The sequence below is a fragment of the Actinomyces marseillensis genome (genome assembly GCF_900155605.1).
In the GTDB taxonomy this organism is placed as follows: Bacteria; Actinomycetota; Actinomycetes; order Actinomycetales; family Actinomycetaceae; genus Pauljensenia; species Pauljensenia marseillensis.
The window spans coordinates 24,151-43,274 of record NZ_LT707420.1 but is presented as its reverse complement, the minus strand read 5'-3'; the positions used below and the strand labels follow the sequence as shown (position 1 = coordinate 43,274).

Genomic DNA, 19,124 nt, shown 5'->3' with positions numbered 1-19,124 from the left:
CAATGGAGGCTGAATTGAAGCTGAATGTGGCCGTGTTAGCCTGAGGATGTCGAGTCACGTAAGTGACATCCCTCCAGAAAGACAAGAATGTGATGAATAACGATGCTACGCGTGCACAGATGCTGCGTGCTTCAATCGCTGGCACAATTGCCTGTGCATTTGTGGGAGCGGGAGCTCTCACTGTGTTCTCTCCGACGTTACCCGCTGCTCAGGCAGTAGAGGTTGATGTTGTGACTGGCATGACGATGACGAATAGCTCGCATCCGCATGGGCCAAACTACGTCTGGGATAACTACGTCATGGATTTCTCTTTCGATACAAGCGCTAAGGCTGTGACCGAAGGGGATACGATTACTATTCAGCTGCCTAGTGAACTGCGTACTCGCGCTACCCGCTTTAATGTTGATGATAAGAATGGCGGTGGAACTGCGCTTAATTGTGCAATTCCGGCAGGCGAGGGGCAATCGCTTAGCTGTGTCTTTACCGACTATGCAAAGCGACATGTGAATATGAAGGGCGATATTCATGTTCTTGCGGATATGACTCGCGAATCAGCTTCTGATTCCTTTAGCTTCACAATTAATCACACTGTTACGCTGACGACGACTGTGCCCAATGGCAATATCGTGAGGAATACAACCGGGTATGCACCTGTTGATCCCTACAAGTACGGTTGGCAGCTGCATGATGGCCACAATGATCGTTTTACATGGGAGATTTACCTCCCCGAACGTAATATCACTTCGAATACCATCAACATTACTGATACTTTTGACACCTCCCACGGTGGCTACAAGCTGTTCAATGATCCAGCGCCGAATGCTTGGCAGCAAACACGCTTGTACAAGTGGAATTCATTGGCTGATTTCAAGGCGGATGTGAACCATCAACATCCCGCACAAAGCGTCAAAATTGGCGGTTCTGTCAATGGTGGAACCTTCACCTTGACTGAGACGGCGGATGGCTTTGTTGCTTCTTTCCCGAACTCAAATAGCGATGCCTACTACTTGCTCAAGTACTACACAGAGCTCAAGATTCCTGGTTCTGCAACCGTTGGCACCAGCTTCAAGAACACTGCAGTAGTTAATGGGAAATCAACCGAACGCACTATTGCTATCGAAACTGTTGGATGGGGGGAGCTTGAGGGACAGTTGCGCACAACTCCTCCGACGCCCTCTGTGACGACTCCGCCCACGACTGTGCCTTCTCCTTCTGAGTCAACGACTGTTCCCTCGCCAAGTGTGAGCACGACGGTTCCTCCGAAGAAGAGTCTTGCGCACACTGGTGTGAATGCTGCTCCGGTGATCGGTCTGGGTGCTCTCGGCCTTGCTCTTGGTGTGGCCTTGATGCGTCGACGTCAGCAGGCGTGAGCGTTCTTATTGCTCTGGCCTCGTGCTTCCTGCGCTGACTGAAGCAGTTGAGTTTCCGGGGTATCTGAGCTTCTAAAATAGAGCGAAAACTGTGGCCCCCACCCAAAGGTGGGGGCCACTCAGTACATATTAGTGTTGTTTTTGCAGTTCAGAGCGGGTGTTAGTTGGTGAATATTCCCGTGTGGTCAGTTGGCGTTCCGCGAAAACTGATTAATTTTGCTGTGTGTGGATTCTTGATTTAGGCCAATTTTTTACGTGTAGTCAGAAACTGGGACTTTGCTAAGAAAATTTACACGTAAATTACGTGTTTTAATACAAAGAAATTTGGGTATTTTGTCGAAACCTCGCGGTTTTCTCGTTGGGAATATTCGCATTTTTGCGCAGAAAAGCTGAAATCAGACTGGAAAATAACGTGCTAGCCTCTTGGTGTCACGTCACGGAAGTGACCACCCTCCAGAAAGACGGAATGTCATGAATATCGATGCAACGCGCGAAGGACTGAGTCGTGCTTCGCTCGTTACTGCCCTTACATGTGCACTTGTCGGTGCGGGCGCACTGAGTACTTTTGGACCAGGCGTTCCCACGGCCTCGGCAGTGGAAGTCAACAACGTTGTTACCAGCGTAACTATGACAAATGAATCCAGTCCCAACGGTCCCAATACGATTTGGGATGAGTTTTCAGCGGATCTCACTTTTGATACGACGGGAAAGAATGTCTCTGAAGGCGACACTCTGACAATCCAGCTTCCGCAAGAACTACGTACTCGTAATGCTGATTTCGATGTGATCGATAAGAACGGTGGCGGTGTTGCGTTGAAATGCTCCCTACCGTTCGGTACTGGACAGACCGTAAGCTGTGTCTTCACCAGCTACGTGAATACGCATGTCAACGCTAAGGGCGATATCCACGTGCGAGCCGACATGGCCACAACCACGGCGACAAATCGCTTTAGCTTTACCATCGGCCACTCGGTGACCCTCGAAGCTGAGATCGATCATGGCAACGTGATCTCAAATCAGTACAGCTGGGTTCCTCAGCAGCCATGGAAGTACGGGTGGCAACTTCATGAGGGGCATAACGAACGCTTTACTTGGGAAATCCATATTCCTGCGCAATCGATTCAATCGCCAGTTATCTCCATTACTGATACCTTCGACACCTCCAATGGGGGCTACAAACTTTTCAATGATGGAGTGAAGAACCAGCAGGCACGCCTGCTCAAGTGGAATACGACTGCGGCCTATCGGAACGATCCTTACCACCAGCATCCGAGCGAACTCGTATGGGTTGGCGATTCCATTAACGGTGGTACCTTCACGATGACCGAAACTGCTGATGGTTTTGTTGCTTCTTTCCCGAACTCGAATGACGATGCGATCTACGAGCTCAAGTACTACACCGAACTGAAGACCCCCGAGGGCCTGAAGGTCGGCAACGTTTTCAATAACACCGCAAACGTCAACGGCCAGACCGCGACTAAAACCGTCGCCATCGAAACCGTCGGTTGGGGAAATGTTGAAAGCCAGTTGCGCACGACCCCTCCGACGCCCTCTGTGACGACTCCGCCCACGACTGTGCCTTCTCCTTCTGAGTCAACGACTGTTCCCTCGCCAAGTGTGAGCACGACGGTTCCTCCGAAGAAGAGTCTTGCGCACACTGGTGTGAATGCTGCTCCGGTGATCGGTCTGGGTGCTCTCGGCCTTGCTCTTGGTGTGGCCTTGATGCGTCGACGTCAGCAGGCGTGAGCGTTCTTATTGCTCTGGCCTCGTGCTTCCTGCGCTGACTGAAGCAGTTGAGTTTCCGGGGTATCTGAGCTTCTAAAATAGAGCGAAAACTGTGGCCCCCACCCAAAGGTGGGGGCCACTCAGTACATATTAGTGTTGTTTTTGCAGTTCAGAGCGGGTGTTAGTTGGTGAATATTCCCGTGTGGTCAGTTGGCGTTCCGCGAAAACTGATTAATTTTGCTGTGTGTGGATTCTTGATTTAGGCCAATTTTTTACGTGTAGTCAGAAACTGGGACTTTGCTAAGAAAATTTACACGTAAATTACGTGTTTTAATACAAAGAAATTTGGGTATTTTGTCGAAACCTCGCGGTTTTCTCGTTGGGAATATTCGCATTTTTGCGCAGAAAAGCTGAAATCAGACTGGAAAATAACGTGCTAGCCTCTTGGTGTCACGTCACGGAAGTGACCACCCTCCAGAAAGACGGAATGTCATGAATATCGATGCAACGCGCGAAGGACTGAGTCGTGCTTCGCTCGTTACTGCCCTTACATGTGCACTTGTCGGTGCGGGCGCACTGAGTACTTTTGGACCAGGCGTTCCCACGGCCTCGGCAGTGGAAGTCAACAACGTTGTTACCAGCGTAACTATGACAAATGAATCCAGTCCCAACGGTCCCAATACGATTTGGGATGAGTTTTCAGCGGATCTCACTTTTGATACGACGGGAAAGAATGTCTCTGAAGGCGACACTCTGACAATCCAGCTTCCGCAAGAACTACGTACTCGTAATGCTGATTTCGATGTGATCGATAAGAACGGTGGCGGTGTTGCGTTGAAATGCTCCCTACCGTTCGGTACTGGACAGACCGTAAGCTGTGTCTTCACCAGCTACGTGAATACGCATGTCAACGCTAAGGGCGATATCCACGTGCGAGCCGACATGGCCACAACCACGGCGACAAATCGCTTTAGCTTTACCATCGGCCACTCGGTGACCCTCGAAGCTGAGATCGATCATGGCAACGTGATCTCAAATCAGTACAGCTGGGTTCCTCAGCAGCCATGGAAGTACGGGTGGCAACTTCATGAGGGGCATAACGAACGCTTTACTTGGGAAATCCATATTCCTGCGCAATCGATTCAATCGCCAGTTATCTCCATTACTGATACCTTCGACACCTCCAATGGGGGCTACAAACTTTTCAATGATGGAGTGAAGAACCAGCAGGCACGCCTGCTCAAGTGGAATACGACTGCGGCCTATCGGAACGATCCTTACCACCAGCATCCGAGCGAACTCGTATGGGTTGGCGATTCCATTAACGGTGGTACCTTCACGATGACCGAAACTGCTGATGGTTTTGTTGCTTCTTTCCCGAACTCGAATGACGATGCGATCTACGAGCTCAAGTACTACACCGAACTGAAGACCCCCGAGGGCCTGAAGGTCGGCAACGTTTTCAATAACACCGCAAACGTCAACGGCCAGACCGCGACTAAAACCGTCGCCATCGAAACCGTCGGTTGGGGAAATGTTGAAAGCCAGTTGCGCACGACCNCGGCCGGCGTCGGCCAGACCCTCCACTGTGCGTTCACTGATTACGCCGATGAGCATGTCAATATGAAGGGCGACATTCACGTCCTCGCCGATATGACTCGCGCGACCACCTCAACGCACTTTGAGTTCACGATTGGCCATGACATCGTCCTGCCTGCGGACATTGAAAACGGCAACGTCATCCCGAACACGAACGGCTACGCTCCCGATACTCCGTGGAAGTTTGGCTGGCAGCTGCACGAGGGACACAAAGAACGTTTCACCTGGGAGGTCTACATCCCGGAACGCAACATTCACTCGGGCACCATTTCAGTGACTGACACCTTCGACACTGCCAATGGCGGTTACAAGCTGTTCAATGACCCCTCAACGGATCCGAATGCCTGGCAGCGAACGCGCTTGCTCAAGTGGAACTCTCTTGATGACTTCAAGGCTGACCCGAGTCACCAGAACTACGTTGAGAGTATTCCCGTTGGCGGAGCGGTCAATGGTGGTACCTTCACCATGACCGAGACTTCGACTGGCTTCGTTGCTTCTTTCCCGAACTCCAACAGCGACGCGTACTACATGATCAAGTACTACACCGTGCTGAATATTCCGGAGAATGCAAAGCCTGGAAACGTCTTCAATAACAAGGCCGACGTCAACGGCATGACTGCTGAGCGCAACATTGCGATTGAAACAGTTGGCTGGGGTGACCTCGAGGCTGATCGTCGTCCCACCCCTCCGACGTCCACAACCTCGACCCCTCCGGCAACCACGGTGACCCCCTCGCCTTCTGAGTCCACTACCGAGGCCACACCCTCCCCGAGTACGTCGACTACGCCTTCGCCGAAGACCTCCCTGGCCCACACCGGTGCTATGACCGTTCCTGCAATTGGACTTGGAGCATTGGGACTGGCACTGGGCGTCGCGCTCATGCGTCGTCGCGAGCAAGCCTCGGCCTAAGGCGAGTAAGCAACTTCGTGTAGAAACGAAACTATGATCATGGGCCCCATCCGAAAGGATGGGGCCCATCGCTTTGCCCCAAATTACCGATGATCAGGGGCTATTTGTCTGAATGTGTGCTGTTGGTCAGTTCAAGCTCCTTGGAAAGCTGAGGGTTCGAGCAGTCTCGCTTCTGTCAAGATGTTAATTTTTTACGCTCTGTCAGAAACTGAGACTTCTTGAAGAATATTCAGGAATGTACCGGGGAGGATTTTCGGTTTGGCTGCAAAGAACGTTGGAATTACGCGGATTTAGGGGGTAAAAAATTGTTGTTTAGGCAATGGAGGCTGAATTGAAGCTGAATGTGGCCGTGTTAGCCTGAGGATGTCGAGTCACGTAAGTGACATCCCTCCAGAAAGACAAGAATGTGATGAATAACGATGCTACGCGTGCACAGATGCTGCGTGCTTCAATCGCTGGCACAATTGCCTGTGCATTTGTGGGAGCGGGAGCTCTCACTGTGTTCTCTCCGACGTTACCCGCTGCTCAGGCAGTAGAGGTTGATGTTGTGACTGGCATGACGATGACGAATAGCTCGCATCCGCATGGGCCAAACTACGTCTGGGATAACTACGTCATGGATTTCTCTTTCGATACAAGCGCTAAGGCTGTGACCGAAGGGGATACGATTACTATTCAGCTGCCTAGTGAACTGCGTACTCGCGCTACCCGCTTTAATGTTGATGATAAGAATGGCGGTGGAACTGCGCTTAATTGTGCAATTCCGGCAGGCGAGGGGCAATCGCTTAGCTGTGTCTTTACCGACTATGCAAAGCGACATGTGAATATGAAGGGCGATATTCATGTTCTTGCGGATATGACTCGCGAATCAGCTTCTGATTCCTTTAGCTTCACAATTAATCACACTGTTACGCTGACGACGACTGTGCCCAATGGCAATATCGTGAGGAATACAACCGGGTATGCACCTGTTGATCCCTACAAGTACGGTTGGCAGCTGCATGATGGCCACAATGATCGTTTTACATGGGAGATTTACCTCCCCGAACGTAATATCACTTCGAATACCATCAACATTACTGATACTTTTGACACCTCCCACGGTGGCTACAAGCTGTTCAATGATCCAGCGCCGAATGCTTGGCAGCAAACACGCTTGTACAAGTGGAATTCATTGGCTGATTTCAAGGCGGATGTGAACCATCAACATCCCGCACAAAGCGTCAAAATTGGCGGTTCTGTCAATGGTGGAACCTTCACCTTGACTGAGACGGCGGATGGCTTTGTTGCTTCTTTCCCGAACTCAAATAGCGATGCCTACTACTTGCTCAAGTACTACACAGAGCTCAAGATTCCTGGTTCTGCAACCGTTGGCACCAGCTTCAAGAACACTGCAGTAGTTAATGGGAAATCAACCGAACGCACTATTGCTATCGAAACTGTTGGATGGGGGGAGCTTGAGGGACAGTTGCGCACAACTCCTCCGACGCCCTCTGTGACGACTCCGCCCACGACTGTGCCTTCTCCTTCTGAGTCAACGACTGTTCCCTCGCCAAGTGTGAGCACGACGGTTCCTCCGAAGAAGAGTCTTGCGCACACTGGTGTGAATGCTGCTCCGGTGATCGGTCTGGGTGCTCTCGGCCTTGCTCTTGGTGTGGCCTTGATGCGTCGACGTCAGCAGGCGTGAGCGTTCCGTTTGCCTCGACCTCGAGCTTAGGTTCGAGCGCGTGAGGTAGCAGAGTTTCTGAGGTAACCGAAGCTCCGAGAAAGAGGAATTCTCGAGGAATAGGCTCTCGCGAAATATACAGGTGGGTCCCGTCCATTTGGATGGGACCCACCTGCGTTTGTGTTTGAAGTGCTGCTGGGTTTCTTATCTCGTACCGCGGTCGTTTGCGCTCTTGCCGCTTGCCGATTGCGCGCTCGCCACGTGCCGTTTGTACCTGTCGATCGGGGTTTCTGCCGTGCCCGCTGTGTGCTGCGTTAGCCGTGCCAAGCCCTCACTATTGACACACGAAGTCGCGGAAAAGCGCAGGTTATAGCCTGTGTCATTTGCCGGCTTCGTGTGTTGGGTAGCAGTGGCCTACCCGTTGCCTTGGAGGTAGTGCGGCCTCGCCTTAATTCCTTAGCTCTCCCACACGAAGTCAGGGAATGTCACAGCTTATTTCATATGTCATTTACCGACTTCGTGTGGAGCAGAAGAGCGGATTGGGCGGCTGGCCGCTCAGCGTTTAGGCCTGCTTCGACGCGTTGTTCCCGTCCCTTAGCCTCCACAGGAAGTTTGGGAATGCCACAGCTTATATCGTGTGTCTTTCGCCGACTTCGTGTGTCTTATCGCGGTCGGAGAGTGATTCGCGTGTCGGGGCGTGGGGCTTCGCGTGTCGGGGGCGTGGGGCTTCGCGTGTGGTGGATGAGTGGAACAGTAAAACCGTGACGAGGCCGTGGCGGGGATGCGCGAAGAAGTGCAGGCTACCCGGCCGCGGCCTCGTCAAGGAGAAGAAGCGCTATGAGGGAATGCAGGAAGCGCCCCCTCACCTCATGCTTACAAGCGCGGAATGTTACGCATATTCGACGTTGCCATTGAAACGACCTCGCCAGCGCCGCGGTTCAAGACGATCTTGCTCATCGCTGTCGCGAAACCAATCACCTGGCCCGAACGGATCTCAGGAGGAAGCGAAAGCGCATTCGGATCAGTCATGACTTCAACTAGGGCCGGGCCGTCAAAAGCGAAGGCGTCCTCGAGAGCCGCGCGCAGACGCGTCGGCTCCGTGACGCGCTCGCCGTGGAAGCCGACCGCAGAAGCAACATCAGCGTAGTTGACGTCGTGGACATCGGTGCCGTAATCGGGAAGGCCGTTGACCAGCATCTCCAGCTTGACCATGCCCAACGTCGAGTTATTGAATACGACAACCTTGATGGGCAAATCATGCATGCGCGCGGTGACCAATTCGCCCAAGAGCATTGCGAGGCCACCGTCACCCGAGACCGAAACGACCTGACGATTCGGGTATGCGACCTGGGCGCCAATAGCCATTGGGAGAGCATTCGCCATCGAACCGTGGAGCAAAGAACCAATCAGGCGACGGCTCCCAAGGGGATCGATGTAACGCGCAGTCCACACGTTACACATACCGGTGTCGGCAGTGAAGACTGCATCCTTTGCAGCAACCTCGTTGAGGATGTGTGCCGCATACTCGGGATGGATCGGCTTCATGTGCTCCGCATTGCGCGTGTAGGCGCCGACGGGGGAGTGCATGATCTTCGAGTGCTTCTTCACTTTTGCCTTGAGGAAAGCATCCGAACGATCGCGGTCAAGCAGTGGCAAGAGCGCTGCGATCAGGGGTTTGACGTCACTGTGAATGGGAAGCGAAACATCGGTACGACGGCCCAGCTTTTCGGGGCGGTTCTCAACCTGAACGGTGAACGTATTGGGCAGGAACTGATCGTAGGGGAAGTCGGTACCCAGCATGATCAGAACATCGGCATCGTTCATGCCTTCAGCAGCGGCACCATAACCCAGCAGGCCGGTCATACCGACATCAAAGGGGTTGTTGTACTGGATAAAATCCTTACCGCGCAAAGTATGGCCGATTGGGGCCTTCAAAACATCAGCGAGTTCGATGACCTCATCGTGTGCGCCCTCAACACCGGCACCGGCAAAGATGGCAACCTTCTTTGCACGGTTGAGGACGTCTGCGAGCTGGCGGACATCCTCCTCATTCGGGGTGAGCACGGGACGGCGGGAGGGAACGTACTTTGGTGAAGGCGAGCTTGCCTTGAGATCAGAGACATCGCCAGGAAGACTGATGACCGAGACTCCAGAAAGCTCAACGGCATGGCGGATCGCGGCGTTGACGACGCGGGGTGCCTGCTCGGCGCTGGAAATCAGCTCGTTATAGACCGAGCACTCGTTGAAGAGGCGATCGGGGTGGGTTTCCTGGAAGTACATCTGGCCGATCTGGACGCTGGGAATGTGCGAGGCGATAGCCAAGACAGGTGCGCCCGAGCGTTGGGCGTCATAGAGACCATTAATGAGGTGGAGGTTTCCCGGGCCGCATGAACCTGCGCAGACAGCGAGCTTGCCGGTGAGCTGGGCCTCGGCTGCCGCGGCGAAAGCAGCGGCTTCCTCATGACGGACGTGAACCCAGTCAATCCCGCCCTTTTTGCTGCCGCCAGACTTACGGATTGCATCGACGACGGGGTTGAGTGAGTCGCCAACGATGCCATAGACGCGGTGGACGCCGGCGTCGATGAGTTGGGCAACAAGCTGCTCTGCAACGTTCATAGTCGCTCCTTGGTTAAAGTGTGCACGCCCCGCAAGCTATCAACCATCAAGCGAATACTTACGGTTCGCGCCGAACAAAACCAGTGTAGTGCGACGAAAGTCCTAGTGATTCGTTAGCGTGAGGCAAAGAACGTTTACAGGAGTGAGGCAGAAAACGAAGCTGGGGGTTATCAGCTTTTCCGACTCCTTGAAGTCTTCCCCTTATGCCTCGCCTTGGTCGCTGAGCTGCTTCTCAATATCTCGAGCAAGAGCGCGAAGCTTGCTCCCGCTGGAGTGAGCCTTCTTCGCAGTCTCATTGAGCTCAGTGACCAGGTCACGCAGTGCATCTGTATCACCAAGTTGGGTGTAACAGTCGGCCAATGCAGCAAGTGGGAAGGGGTAGTTCTGGCTATCCTTAATCTCTTTTTGCATCTCGTGGGACTGCCTCAAAATCGGGATGGCGATCTCGGGCTCATTTCGCTTCATGTAGACCCATCCCCGGATGTACTCGATACCCGCCCGAAGGAAAATAAGCTCCTCGGAATCGATGGTTTCGCTATGAGAATCCAGCCATGAAATGCCAGCTTCTGCCGCCAGCAGTGCCTGATCCTTATCGTCATCCGAAGGGCTACCAGAGGGGACAGTCAGGTAGACATTCGCCTGCATGCGACGCAGGGCAATGACGGAAGAATGATCGTTCATACGCTCGGCAACCTTGAGCGCGTTCGTAATAGCCGTCAAGCGAAGCGAACGATCGCCCAGTTCCTCTGCTGCCTTATTCGCAATCTCGCCCGCACGAGACGCAGTGGGGAAGCAACCGCATTCGATCAATCCTGGAATTGCCGCTGTAGCCGTATCAAATGCTTCCTGATCGTTGTCAATGTTCAGGTAATACTCTGCCAGCCCTGTGCGCAACAAGGCGGTCATCGTTTGGCCAAACCAAGATCCCGTGCAGGACAGAATCGCCTGCTCAAGGATTTCGATTGCTTCCTCGCGTCTCCTCACCGCGACAAAAGCATCCGTGATGAACTTGGTTGAGGCCAGTCCAAGAGAACGCAGAGGTGTACGCGAAATGATCTCGTTCATTCGCGTTGCCTGGGAAGCTGCCTCGGCTGATTCACCGGACTTCAGACTTGCGACACAAATGATCAAGCGCGCGATGAAAGCCGTGTAGGGGTCCTGCGTCGTCGAGCGTAGGACTTGGTCAGCTGTCTGGGCTGCGCGTCGAAAATCCTGTGCCTCAAGAGCAAGTTCGGCGCGTTCCAAAAGGATTGTGCGCTTGAACGTTTCTGGCTTGGTACCGCTGCGCACGCAAGCGGGCTTCAGGGATTCGAAGATATCAAGGCTATGCATTGCCTTCTCAATATCGCCACATTCGAGATAGTTTTCGCCGCAGGTCGAGAGGCTATCCTCGATGGTGGACAGATCGAATGCGCTGATCTTTCCGCGGTTGATCGTCGGCACCATTTGGGCAATCTGACTCGTGAAGCGATCAAGGAATTCACGTACGCTTGCGCGGAAATCGGCAGAGACTTCTTCACCTTGCCACGACAAACGACTGAACTCGCAGGAATACTTGAGGAGCTCGAGCTGCGAGCTAAACAATTCCTTGCGGCTCATCATTGTGCCGGCTCGCCCGAAAACCTTTGCAAAGAAACCGGGAATAGCTACCGGGGCATCATCGCTCATCGAGGCGATCACCGGTGCGACTCGCGCATAGATACCTTCGAAAGCGCTGTATTGTTTGCCCAATGTCATGAGCGTCTTTGCGAAGTTAGCAAAGAGCAGAGCCTCTTCAGGATTGCTGGTATCGAAGTCCAGGTCCGCGATGTTTTCGGATGAAGCTAAGGCCCAGTCGGTAAGAACATTGCTTTCAACACTGAAACCAATGACATTGCCAATCGCGATATAGCGATCAAAAGCTTCGCGCATCGAAGTCGGAGGTTTCGGAACGCTGTAATCAACGGCCGGATAGGGGTCCGTCTCATCAATCGTTTCGCTCTTGCCGCGGGAAGAGCGCGAGGGAGGAATCGGGCGGGCCTCTTGTCCTTCAACCGTAGAAATCGGCTCCGGCATACTCTCGCGTTCGCCCACGAGTTCAAAACGCCACTCGCTATTCGCACGCTTTTCGGCCTCGTCGTCAACGGGACCAGCCTCAATAATTTCACGAGTAAGCACAGTGCAGTAGTCATTTCCATTGCGCCTATCGAAGAGTGCGGCAACATCAAGGGCCCACCCGCTCAGTCGATCGGCGACCTCAGACAGAGGCGCATTGGCGTCAAGCCGTGGACCCTCGCACCACTGGGAGTGCCCCGTGCACAGCGCTCCCAAGGGTTCCTCTCCCTTACCGCGCTTAGCGGCCTCGCGCGCTGTCAGTGCAGCGCCTCGAAGATAATCCATGAGCAGCGAGGCGCTCTCCGCCTGAGAAGTCAAAGCGATGCTGTCACGCAAGATATCAAGCGCGCGTTGCCACCTGCCTGAGCGCACAAGAAACTCCATGTGCGTGCCCAGAATATCCATTGCATTAGCAGAGCCACGATGCTGATGGTATGAGCGTACGTGTGCTTCCCAAGCGGTGTCCGGACGACCAGACATCAGGAGGGGAATCATTGCATGAGCGCGAATACTGTAAGGCTGAGCGGCGCACGCCCCCTCCTCGTCGAAGAGAGGCATGGCGGTGGCAACCGCACGCTCCCAGTCCTTGCGGGCCGTGGCCTCGGCAATCTGCTTCTCAGGATCGCAGCCAGCGCAGTCACAGATCTCATCGCGAGGGGTTGCGCGCCACAAGGTCAGCGCCTCCCGGGCCTCATCAAGGTCACCCTTGCGCAGTGCGAGCATGACGCGCACCCCGTGGACGACGTGCATGGAAAAGCCCTGTTCAGAAACAAATTGCGCCAAACCGGTCGTCAGTTCCTCGAGCTGCTCGCGGGAAACAGCGGGGTTGCGTCCTGCTGCGGAGACGGTTCCCTTGTAGAGCCATGCAAGTTCTTCGATCTGATCGGCATCAAAATCTGCCGGATTCTTCTCGAACATGTTCAGGAGGGTTGAAAGAGGGGCCAAAGCCTTCCACTCTTCATTTCCCTGCTGATAGGACATGGTGAGTTCGAGGTAGGCATCGATCTTCAGATCGGTCTCACCTTCGAGGGCGTCTGCCCACATCGCTGCTTGCGCGATCTGCGCGCTTCGAGAGGGAGCCCAGGGGAGCTGCGAAGCGTACTCGAGGAGGTCGCGGACTTCTTGTGCGTTTGGCATGGCTGGAGGGTCCTTTGAAGAGAATGGGTCGATCAGTTGGAGGTGTCGTCGAGTGCGGAATCAAGCAGGGAACCAAGGAGCTGCGCAGCCCACGCGCGTTCCTTGGGTCCCAAAGTTTGGCGTCCCGCCAAGAGGCTCTGGACGTAGAGTCCGCGCAGAACATTCGAGGCCGTCTGCGGGACACTGCTTGCGTGGATCAGTCGCGTGATCAGCGAATTTGAACGGTTCAGTACCAAGCGGGGTGGCTTCGAATTCGCGAAAGGATCGCTGACCCCCATGATCCCCGCCCACATCTTCGAGGCCTGTGCCTGAGAATTGCGCTGGACGTGGCGTCCTGCGAAATCTGGGTCTGGCAGGTAGAGCGCGGGAAGAGTCAGAGGGGTAAAGCGGCGAAGGACAACTTCGCAATCCGAGGGGTCAATCGCCTGGGCGGCAATAAGCATGAGGTCCATGGCCTCGGCTTGCTCGGACAAGGTGCATTCTTCGAAAGCGTCAAGAAGCTCAGAGGGATCGACCAAGCGAATCTTCTGAGCGATCGAAGAATAGCGCGGATCGGTGAGCAGCGCGTTGATGAGTTCTTCGTCGTAGGCGTATCCCGCGTTGACAAGGACCATCGATTGCGATGCTGCGACGTCTGCTAAGGCGCGATACTGGTCGACCGTGCGCGTGTAACGAATCGACTCGTGCGAAGCCAGCAGATCGAGGAGCGGGAATGATCCCACGGTGCTCTCGAGGGGAACGTAGCGCGCGGTGAGGTCAAGCATGTAGGGGTCGCGAACAGCGACCGCGCGCAGTCCCATCGCGTGGATCGAAATAAAGTCATTGAAACGACTGGGGGAGTGCTCCGCCATATCTTCAAGCCACTGACGAATTGACGAACCAATTGCTTGGCGAGTGTTTTCCAAAAGTTCGTCATCGCTGAGCTGTTCGCGCGAAGCGGTCAGGCGCAGGTAGTTCGAATTACCAATAAAGCGAACGAAATACGCCCACTGGGGGACGATCCCTTCGCATGCGCGTGAGACCAACATCCTCTTCGCGTAGACCGTGTGGTGATCGGAAGAAAGTGCGTTGGGACGCTGGGAAACGATCGCGATGCCCTTCACTCCTGCTGCGGGGACATCGATCGGAATGATGTCCATCCCCGCTGAGCCCAAGTGCTCGTCGCACCACTGCTGCTGTGCGGCAGGCTCGAGTTCCCACACGGGCGTTTCATTGCCGTGGAAAGTCGCGGCCGAGTCGGAGCGGACTTCGATGGAAATCGGAAGAAGCGAGGCGAATTCGTCGACGAGCGCGCGGACTGTATCGGGGTCAATCCATGGCTCCCCGGGATGAGCCTCCAAGACAACCTCAGTTCCGGGTTCACCCAAATTATGGGGATCGCCGGGGCCGAGGGGCTGAGTCGTGTAGGTGCCCTCCGTCTTTCCTTGCCAAATGACGGTGGGGGAGTTGGCAGACTTTGCCGAGCGCGAGTAGACGGTGATCGAATCGGAGATCATGAAGCAGGAGAGCATACCGATGCCGAATTGGCCGAGGAAGTCACTGCGTGCCATCCCAAGTTCGTCGCGCTTGGAGGAGGCGCCGATCGTGGAGAGCAAGCCGGCGGCTTCTTCTTCGGTGAGGCCAATTCCGCTGTCGCGGCACTTGAGGGTGCGCCCTTCGATGGTGATAGTGACGCGGCGCGGGCAATCGGGGTCGAGTGCGCTGCGGGCTTCGATGGCGTCGAGGCCGTTTTGGAGAAGTTCGCGGATGTAGACGCGTGGGCCGGAGTACAGATTGCGAGAGAGAAGATCGACCATTCCTCTCAGGTCCACTTGGAAAGTTGACATCCCTGTCCCTTCTTATTGACGACCGGAACGCTGGCGAAGACGCTCGCGCTTGTGGTTACTTGACCTCTTCAAAGATATAAGGTCTTTGAGACTGACAATAATAACGCCCGCAAGGATGAGGGCCATTCCTGAAATGTCGAGCAGCGTGAAGTGCGTGCCGACGAGGAGGAAAGAGAAGAAAGCTGCCGAGATTGGTTGAAGGCAGGAGATCAGGCTTGCACGCACCGGACCGATATCGCCGACTCCTTGCAAGAACAAGCTGAAGGCGAAGGTTGTCCCGATGATGACCAAACCGGCCATGGCAAGGATCGACATGAAGTCCCAGGTGATGGAGTAATTCCATACCCGCACGATGAGCCCCAAGATGATGCCGCCGATGATGAATCCGTAAGCAACGACTAATTCGCTCCCGTAACGGCGAATGAGTTTAACGGGAATGAGGGTGTACAAGGCGAAGCCGATTGCGCTTGCGAGGCCCCAATTCAGGGCTTGGGTTGAAATCACTAAGGAATCGATTTTGCCGTGCGTTGCCAAGATAAACGTTCCGAAGAGGGCAAAGATAATTGCAAAAAGTTCGGTGTATTTGGGAAGCCTGCGCACTGTGACGCAGACGAAGAGAACGATGAGGATCGGGCCGAGGAACTCAATAACGGTTGCCGTTCCCGCATTGGAATAGCCAATGGCTACAACGTAGGTCAGCTGGCTGGCTGCAAGCCCGAATACGGAATAGATAACCATGGGAAGGTAGCTCCTGCGATTGTGGAGCAGTTGCTTGTGAAGCTCAGAGATTCCACGGTCTTTGAACAGGAGAAAGAGCATGGTTGTTGGTGCGGCAAGGAGCATTCGAATGGCCGTGAGCCAATAGGGATCGGCGTGGTACTCCTTCATGAGGAACTCGCTACAGACCCCTGAGAAGCCCCAGGCGATAGAGGCAAAAATAGTAATAACGTACCCGCGGGCTCGCTTGTTCATGGTCTTCCTCAACGTACAGTGCCAGCCACATCAGTCTAGTGTGTTTTTGATACATCTGTACCACGATGCGCGATGCGGATACGGGGCCAGTACCCGAAAGTACCGGCCCCGTGTTACCGTCTCCGCTTCTTAGCCTTCTGAATCCTCACGAGGTTCTTCGGCATCGATCATTTCCTGAATAGTACGGATCAAAGCACGAAGCCTTGTTCCTTTGATCGTTGCAAGCTTGTTGACCTCGGTGGTTTCTGCGATGCACTCGCGTAATCCGTCAAAGTTGCCCATTGCGAGATAGCACTGAGCCATGGCGTGCATGGGGTACCCAAAACCGTCGTATTCTCCGAGTTCTCGGTATTCGTCAAGAGCCAATCGCAGGTGTTCGATAGCGCCAACTGGATCGCCGCAGTTCAAGGTGACCCACCCTTGCGTGTAGTTCACATCCGCCCTGAGAACTCTCAGTCGACGAGTGATTTCCTCGCCGGCAGGTGGTGCAATGAGCTCTCGGGCGCGATCCAAAACCTGGTTTGCGCGTCTTTCATCCTCCTCGCTGACGCGGCCAGGCGTTCCAACGATTACGGCAGCTTCTTGGCGGAGCCAGCGGCACTCCTCGTCGACGTCTTCCAAGTCATGGCAGATCTCTGCGGCCATATGTGCGGCAGTGGCTTTCGCCAAACGGTCATCCATTTCTCGGGCCGCATGGAATGCCGTTTCAGTCAGGCTCAATGCGAAGAGCGGGTAGTCGCGCTCACGCAAGGATCGAGCCTCTGTGACTGCCAGATCGTAGGCGTCTTGGAATTCGTTCAGGCGCCAATAGATCTGTGCCAATGATGGAGCCAACTCACCCCGTCGTGCCCGGAAATAAGGCGTGTCTTCGAGGGTGCCCATGGCTTCTTCAAAGATTTCGACAGCCTCTGAGATGCGGTCCTTGTGAACAAGGGCATTGGCGAAAATGGGGCCAGCAAGAGGGATATACACCCGGGTTGGGAAAGAATGAACAATCTCGCTCAATCGTCGTCCCTGCGCAAGTGCCTCGTCATATTGCCCTGCGGCGATAGAGCCGGCGCAAATGATCGCGCGACCGATGATGGCAGTGTAGGGATCGCACATTGGGCTCACCCGCATGGCCTTATCGGCATATTGACATGCCTTCATGTACTCATCTCGTTCGCGCTCCATCTGTGCCCGTTCGAGTAGCAAGTTGATGGTGACGCGGTCAGGAGAAGACGCGTGGCGGTTGAAAGCTCGTTCGAGGCTTTCGTACAGATCGTAGCCGGCGCTTGCTTCCTCGTATTCCCTGCAGCTACTGCACATCGTCGCTGCTGTTGCAATCGATGAACTGATGATGTCAAGGTCGCGGGCCTGGCCAGCACCTCTATTCAGCTGGTTAACTACTGCTGAAATAAGGAGCCGATGCGTGCGGGCAGCCTCGACGGCGCGCGTCTTGATGTCGTCTGGGACCGCTTGGTTACGAATGTAGTAGTAGTCGACCTCGATGTAGGAGCGTCTGATTGCAAGCAGGCTCTCATAAAGCTGCTTGCGTCCAAGAGACGCGTTCTTTCCCATGAGCTTGGAGAAGAAACCGGGGGAAACAATGTCGGGATCGTCGGGAAGCTGTGAAATGATCTCTGATACCCGAGAGACGATTTTCTTTGCATTGTCGTACTCGCGACGCATGATCAAAGCAGCGCAGGCGAACTGGCTGAAGAATATCGCATCCTCATCTGCGTACTGGATGTCCATCACCGACTCATCCATGCAGATGACGCGGTCAATAATGAACTGGCGCTCGACATCGAAACCAGTTATTCCGCAGCGCTTCAGGAAACGATCGTAACCTTCTTGCACTGTTGCTGGAACAGAGAAAGGCGTGAGATCGACGGGCGGATAGGGATCCGTATCGTCGGTGGTGCGAACCTTGTCTTGACGAATGAGATGGGTTGCGTACTTTCTGGGTTTATCAACATCGCTCGTCGAAATTCCTTCGGGAAGAGCCTCTCGTTCCCCGGCAATTTCGAAGGTCCAGGTCTTCGTCGCGAGTTCTTCCGCATCATCATCGAAAGTATGCGCATCAAGAACTTCTTTCGCGCTGGCGGTGAAGAAGTCATTCCCGTTACGAGTGTCAAAAAGCTTGGCGACCGCTAGGAGCCAATCAGCGAGCTTTTCGGCAACCTCGGATAGGGGAGTATTTGCATCGAGGCGTGGCCCCTCGCACCACTGAGGCTGGCCTGTGCACAGTGCTCGGAAGGATTCTTGTCCGCGGCCGCGATCGCTGGCCTCGCGAGCAGCCAAAGCCGCTCCCTTAAGGTAATCAAACAAACGTGCGCAGCTCTCGGCCTGCGAGGTCAAAGCAATGGAATCGCGCAAGATCTCAAGGGCACGCTGCCAGCGTCCCGAACGCACGAGAAACTCCATGTGCGTTCCCAAGATGTCCATGTACCTGGCGGAACGTCGGTGATGACGATAGGAACGCACGTGTGATTCCCACGCGGCGGCAGGGCGCCCGGACATGAGGAGGGGAATCATCGAAGCAGCTTGGATTCCCGCAGGCTGATTCCCACAGCCTTCAGTGGTGTCAAGCAAAGGAACCGCAGTGGCAACTGCACGCTCCCAATCCTTCGTAACCGTGGCCTCGGTAATCTGGCGTTCGGGATCGCACAGCGCGCAATCGGAGACGGAATCACGCGGGGTGGCGCGCCATTGAACGAGCTCTTCGTGTGCTTTTTCCGGATCGCCCATGCCCAGTGCCAGGGTAAAGCGGCTTCCATGCACAGAATGCATAGAAAAACCCTGATCTTGGAAGAAACGTCCCAGGCCTTCGGAGAGCTCGAGAGCCTGCTCGCGCGAAACTGCGGGATTTCGGCCGGCAGCGGTGACGGCGTTCTTGTAGAGCCATGCGAGGTCATGGACTTGGTCAGCGTCGAAAGCTGCGGGGTTTTCTTCGAATCTTGTCAGGCACCAGGCAGTAGGTGCGAGTGCTTTCCACTCTTCGTTTCCCTGCTGGTAGCACAGCGCAAGTTCAAGATAGACCTCGAGCTGCAAGGCTTCTTCGCCTTCGAGGGCATCTGCCAGAACGGCAGCCTGCGCAACTTCAGCGCTGCGGGTTGGTCCCCAGGGCATGCTTGAGGTACGACTCAGGATATCTTTGACTTCTTGAATACTGCTCATGGCCGTATTGTTCCTAACCGTCGATGAAAAGATCAGGGCGTGTAATGC

9 protein-coding genes are annotated in these 19,124 nt (G+C 54.6%); 4 read left to right on the top strand and 5 right to left on the bottom strand.

The window, feature by feature from the left end; all coding sequences use genetic code 11:
• Positions 1-92 precede the first annotated feature (92 nt).
• From BQ8011_RS00150 to BQ8011_RS00130, 4 genes are all read left to right on the top strand, one after another.
• Positions 93-1,370, top strand: a complete 1,278-nt coding sequence (locus BQ8011_RS00150; protein WP_072457780.1) for an Ig-like domain-containing protein — start codon at positions 93-95, stop codon at positions 1,368-1,370.
• Positions 1,371-1,841: 471 nt separating this feature from the next.
• Positions 1,842-3,116: an Ig-like domain-containing protein gene (locus BQ8011_RS00145; protein WP_072456470.1), complete on the top strand. Its 1,275-nt coding sequence runs from the start codon at positions 1,842-1,844 to the stop codon at positions 3,114-3,116.
• Between the two features lie 471 nt (positions 3,117-3,587).
• A complete protein-coding gene (locus BQ8011_RS09085) occupies positions 3,588-5,603 on the top strand; it encodes an Ig-like domain-containing protein (protein ID WP_234952135.1) in 2,016 nt (671 codons plus the stop codon).
• Positions 5,604-6,012: 409 nt separating this feature from the next.
• Complete coding sequence (locus BQ8011_RS00130; protein WP_072457780.1) at positions 6,013-7,290, top strand: Ig-like domain-containing protein; 1,278 nt, start codon at positions 6,013-6,015, stop codon at positions 7,288-7,290.
• 852 nt (positions 7,291-8,142) lie between these two features.
• Here BQ8011_RS00130 and BQ8011_RS00125 read toward each other — a convergent pair.
• The 5 genes from BQ8011_RS00125 to BQ8011_RS00105 all read right to left on the bottom strand — a co-directional run bounded on the left by BQ8011_RS00125 (position 8,143) and on the right by BQ8011_RS00105 (position 19,076).
• On the bottom strand, positions 8,143-9,885 hold the full coding sequence (locus BQ8011_RS00125) for a pyruvate dehydrogenase (protein ID WP_072456465.1): 1,743 nt from the start codon (positions 9,883-9,885) through the stop codon (positions 8,143-8,145).
• A 201-nt stretch (positions 9,886-10,086) separates the two neighbouring features.
• Positions 10,087-13,116, bottom strand: coding sequence for a hypothetical protein (locus BQ8011_RS00120; protein ID WP_072456462.1), 3,030 nt, complete (start codon positions 13,114-13,116; stop codon positions 10,087-10,089).
• A 32-nt stretch (positions 13,117-13,148) separates the two neighbouring features.
• Positions 13,149-14,942 (bottom strand): HSP90 family protein, encoded by a 1,794-nt coding sequence (locus BQ8011_RS00115; RefSeq protein ID WP_072456460.1) that lies wholly within the window; start codon positions 14,940-14,942, stop codon positions 13,149-13,151.
• A gap of 12 nt (positions 14,943-14,954) precedes the next feature.
• Positions 14,955-15,914, bottom strand: coding sequence for a DMT family transporter (locus tag BQ8011_RS00110; RefSeq protein ID WP_072456457.1), 960 nt, complete (start codon positions 15,912-15,914; stop codon positions 14,955-14,957).
• Positions 15,915-16,043: 129 nt separating this feature from the next.
• On the bottom strand, positions 16,044-19,076 hold the full coding sequence (locus BQ8011_RS00105) for an ATP-binding protein (RefSeq protein ID WP_072456455.1): 3,033 nt from the start codon (positions 19,074-19,076) through the stop codon (positions 16,044-16,046).
• Positions 19,077-19,124: the final 48 nt, after the last annotated feature.

Excerpts from the sequence above, each read along its gene's own strand:
- BQ8011_RS00150 (WP_072457780.1), top strand. The coding sequence starts at position 93 with ATGAATAACGATGCTACGCGTGCACAGATGCTGCGTGCTTCAATCGCT.
- BQ8011_RS00145 (WP_072456470.1), top strand. The coding sequence starts at position 1,842 with ATGAATATCGATGCAACGCGCGAAGGACTGAGTCGTGCTTCGCTCGTT.
- BQ8011_RS00130 (WP_072457780.1), top strand. The coding sequence starts at position 6,013 with ATGAATAACGATGCTACGCGTGCACAGATGCTGCGTGCTTCAATCGCT.
- BQ8011_RS00125 (WP_072456465.1), bottom strand. The coding sequence starts at position 9,885 with ATGAACGTTGCAGAGCAGCTTGTTGCCCAACTCATCGACGCCGGCGTC.
- BQ8011_RS00120 (WP_072456462.1), bottom strand. The coding sequence starts at position 13,116 with ATGCCAAACGCACAAGAAGTCCGCGACCTCCTCGAGTACGCTTCGCAG.
- BQ8011_RS00115 (WP_072456460.1), bottom strand. The coding sequence starts at position 14,942 with ATGTCAACTTTCCAAGTGGACCTGAGAGGAATGGTCGATCTTCTCTCT.
- BQ8011_RS00110 (WP_072456457.1), bottom strand. The coding sequence starts at position 15,914 with ATGAACAAGCGAGCCCGCGGGTACGTTATTACTATTTTTGCCTCTATC.
- BQ8011_RS00105 (WP_072456455.1), bottom strand. The coding sequence starts at position 19,076 with ATGAGCAGTATTCAAGAAGTCAAAGATATCCTGAGTCGTACCTCAAGC.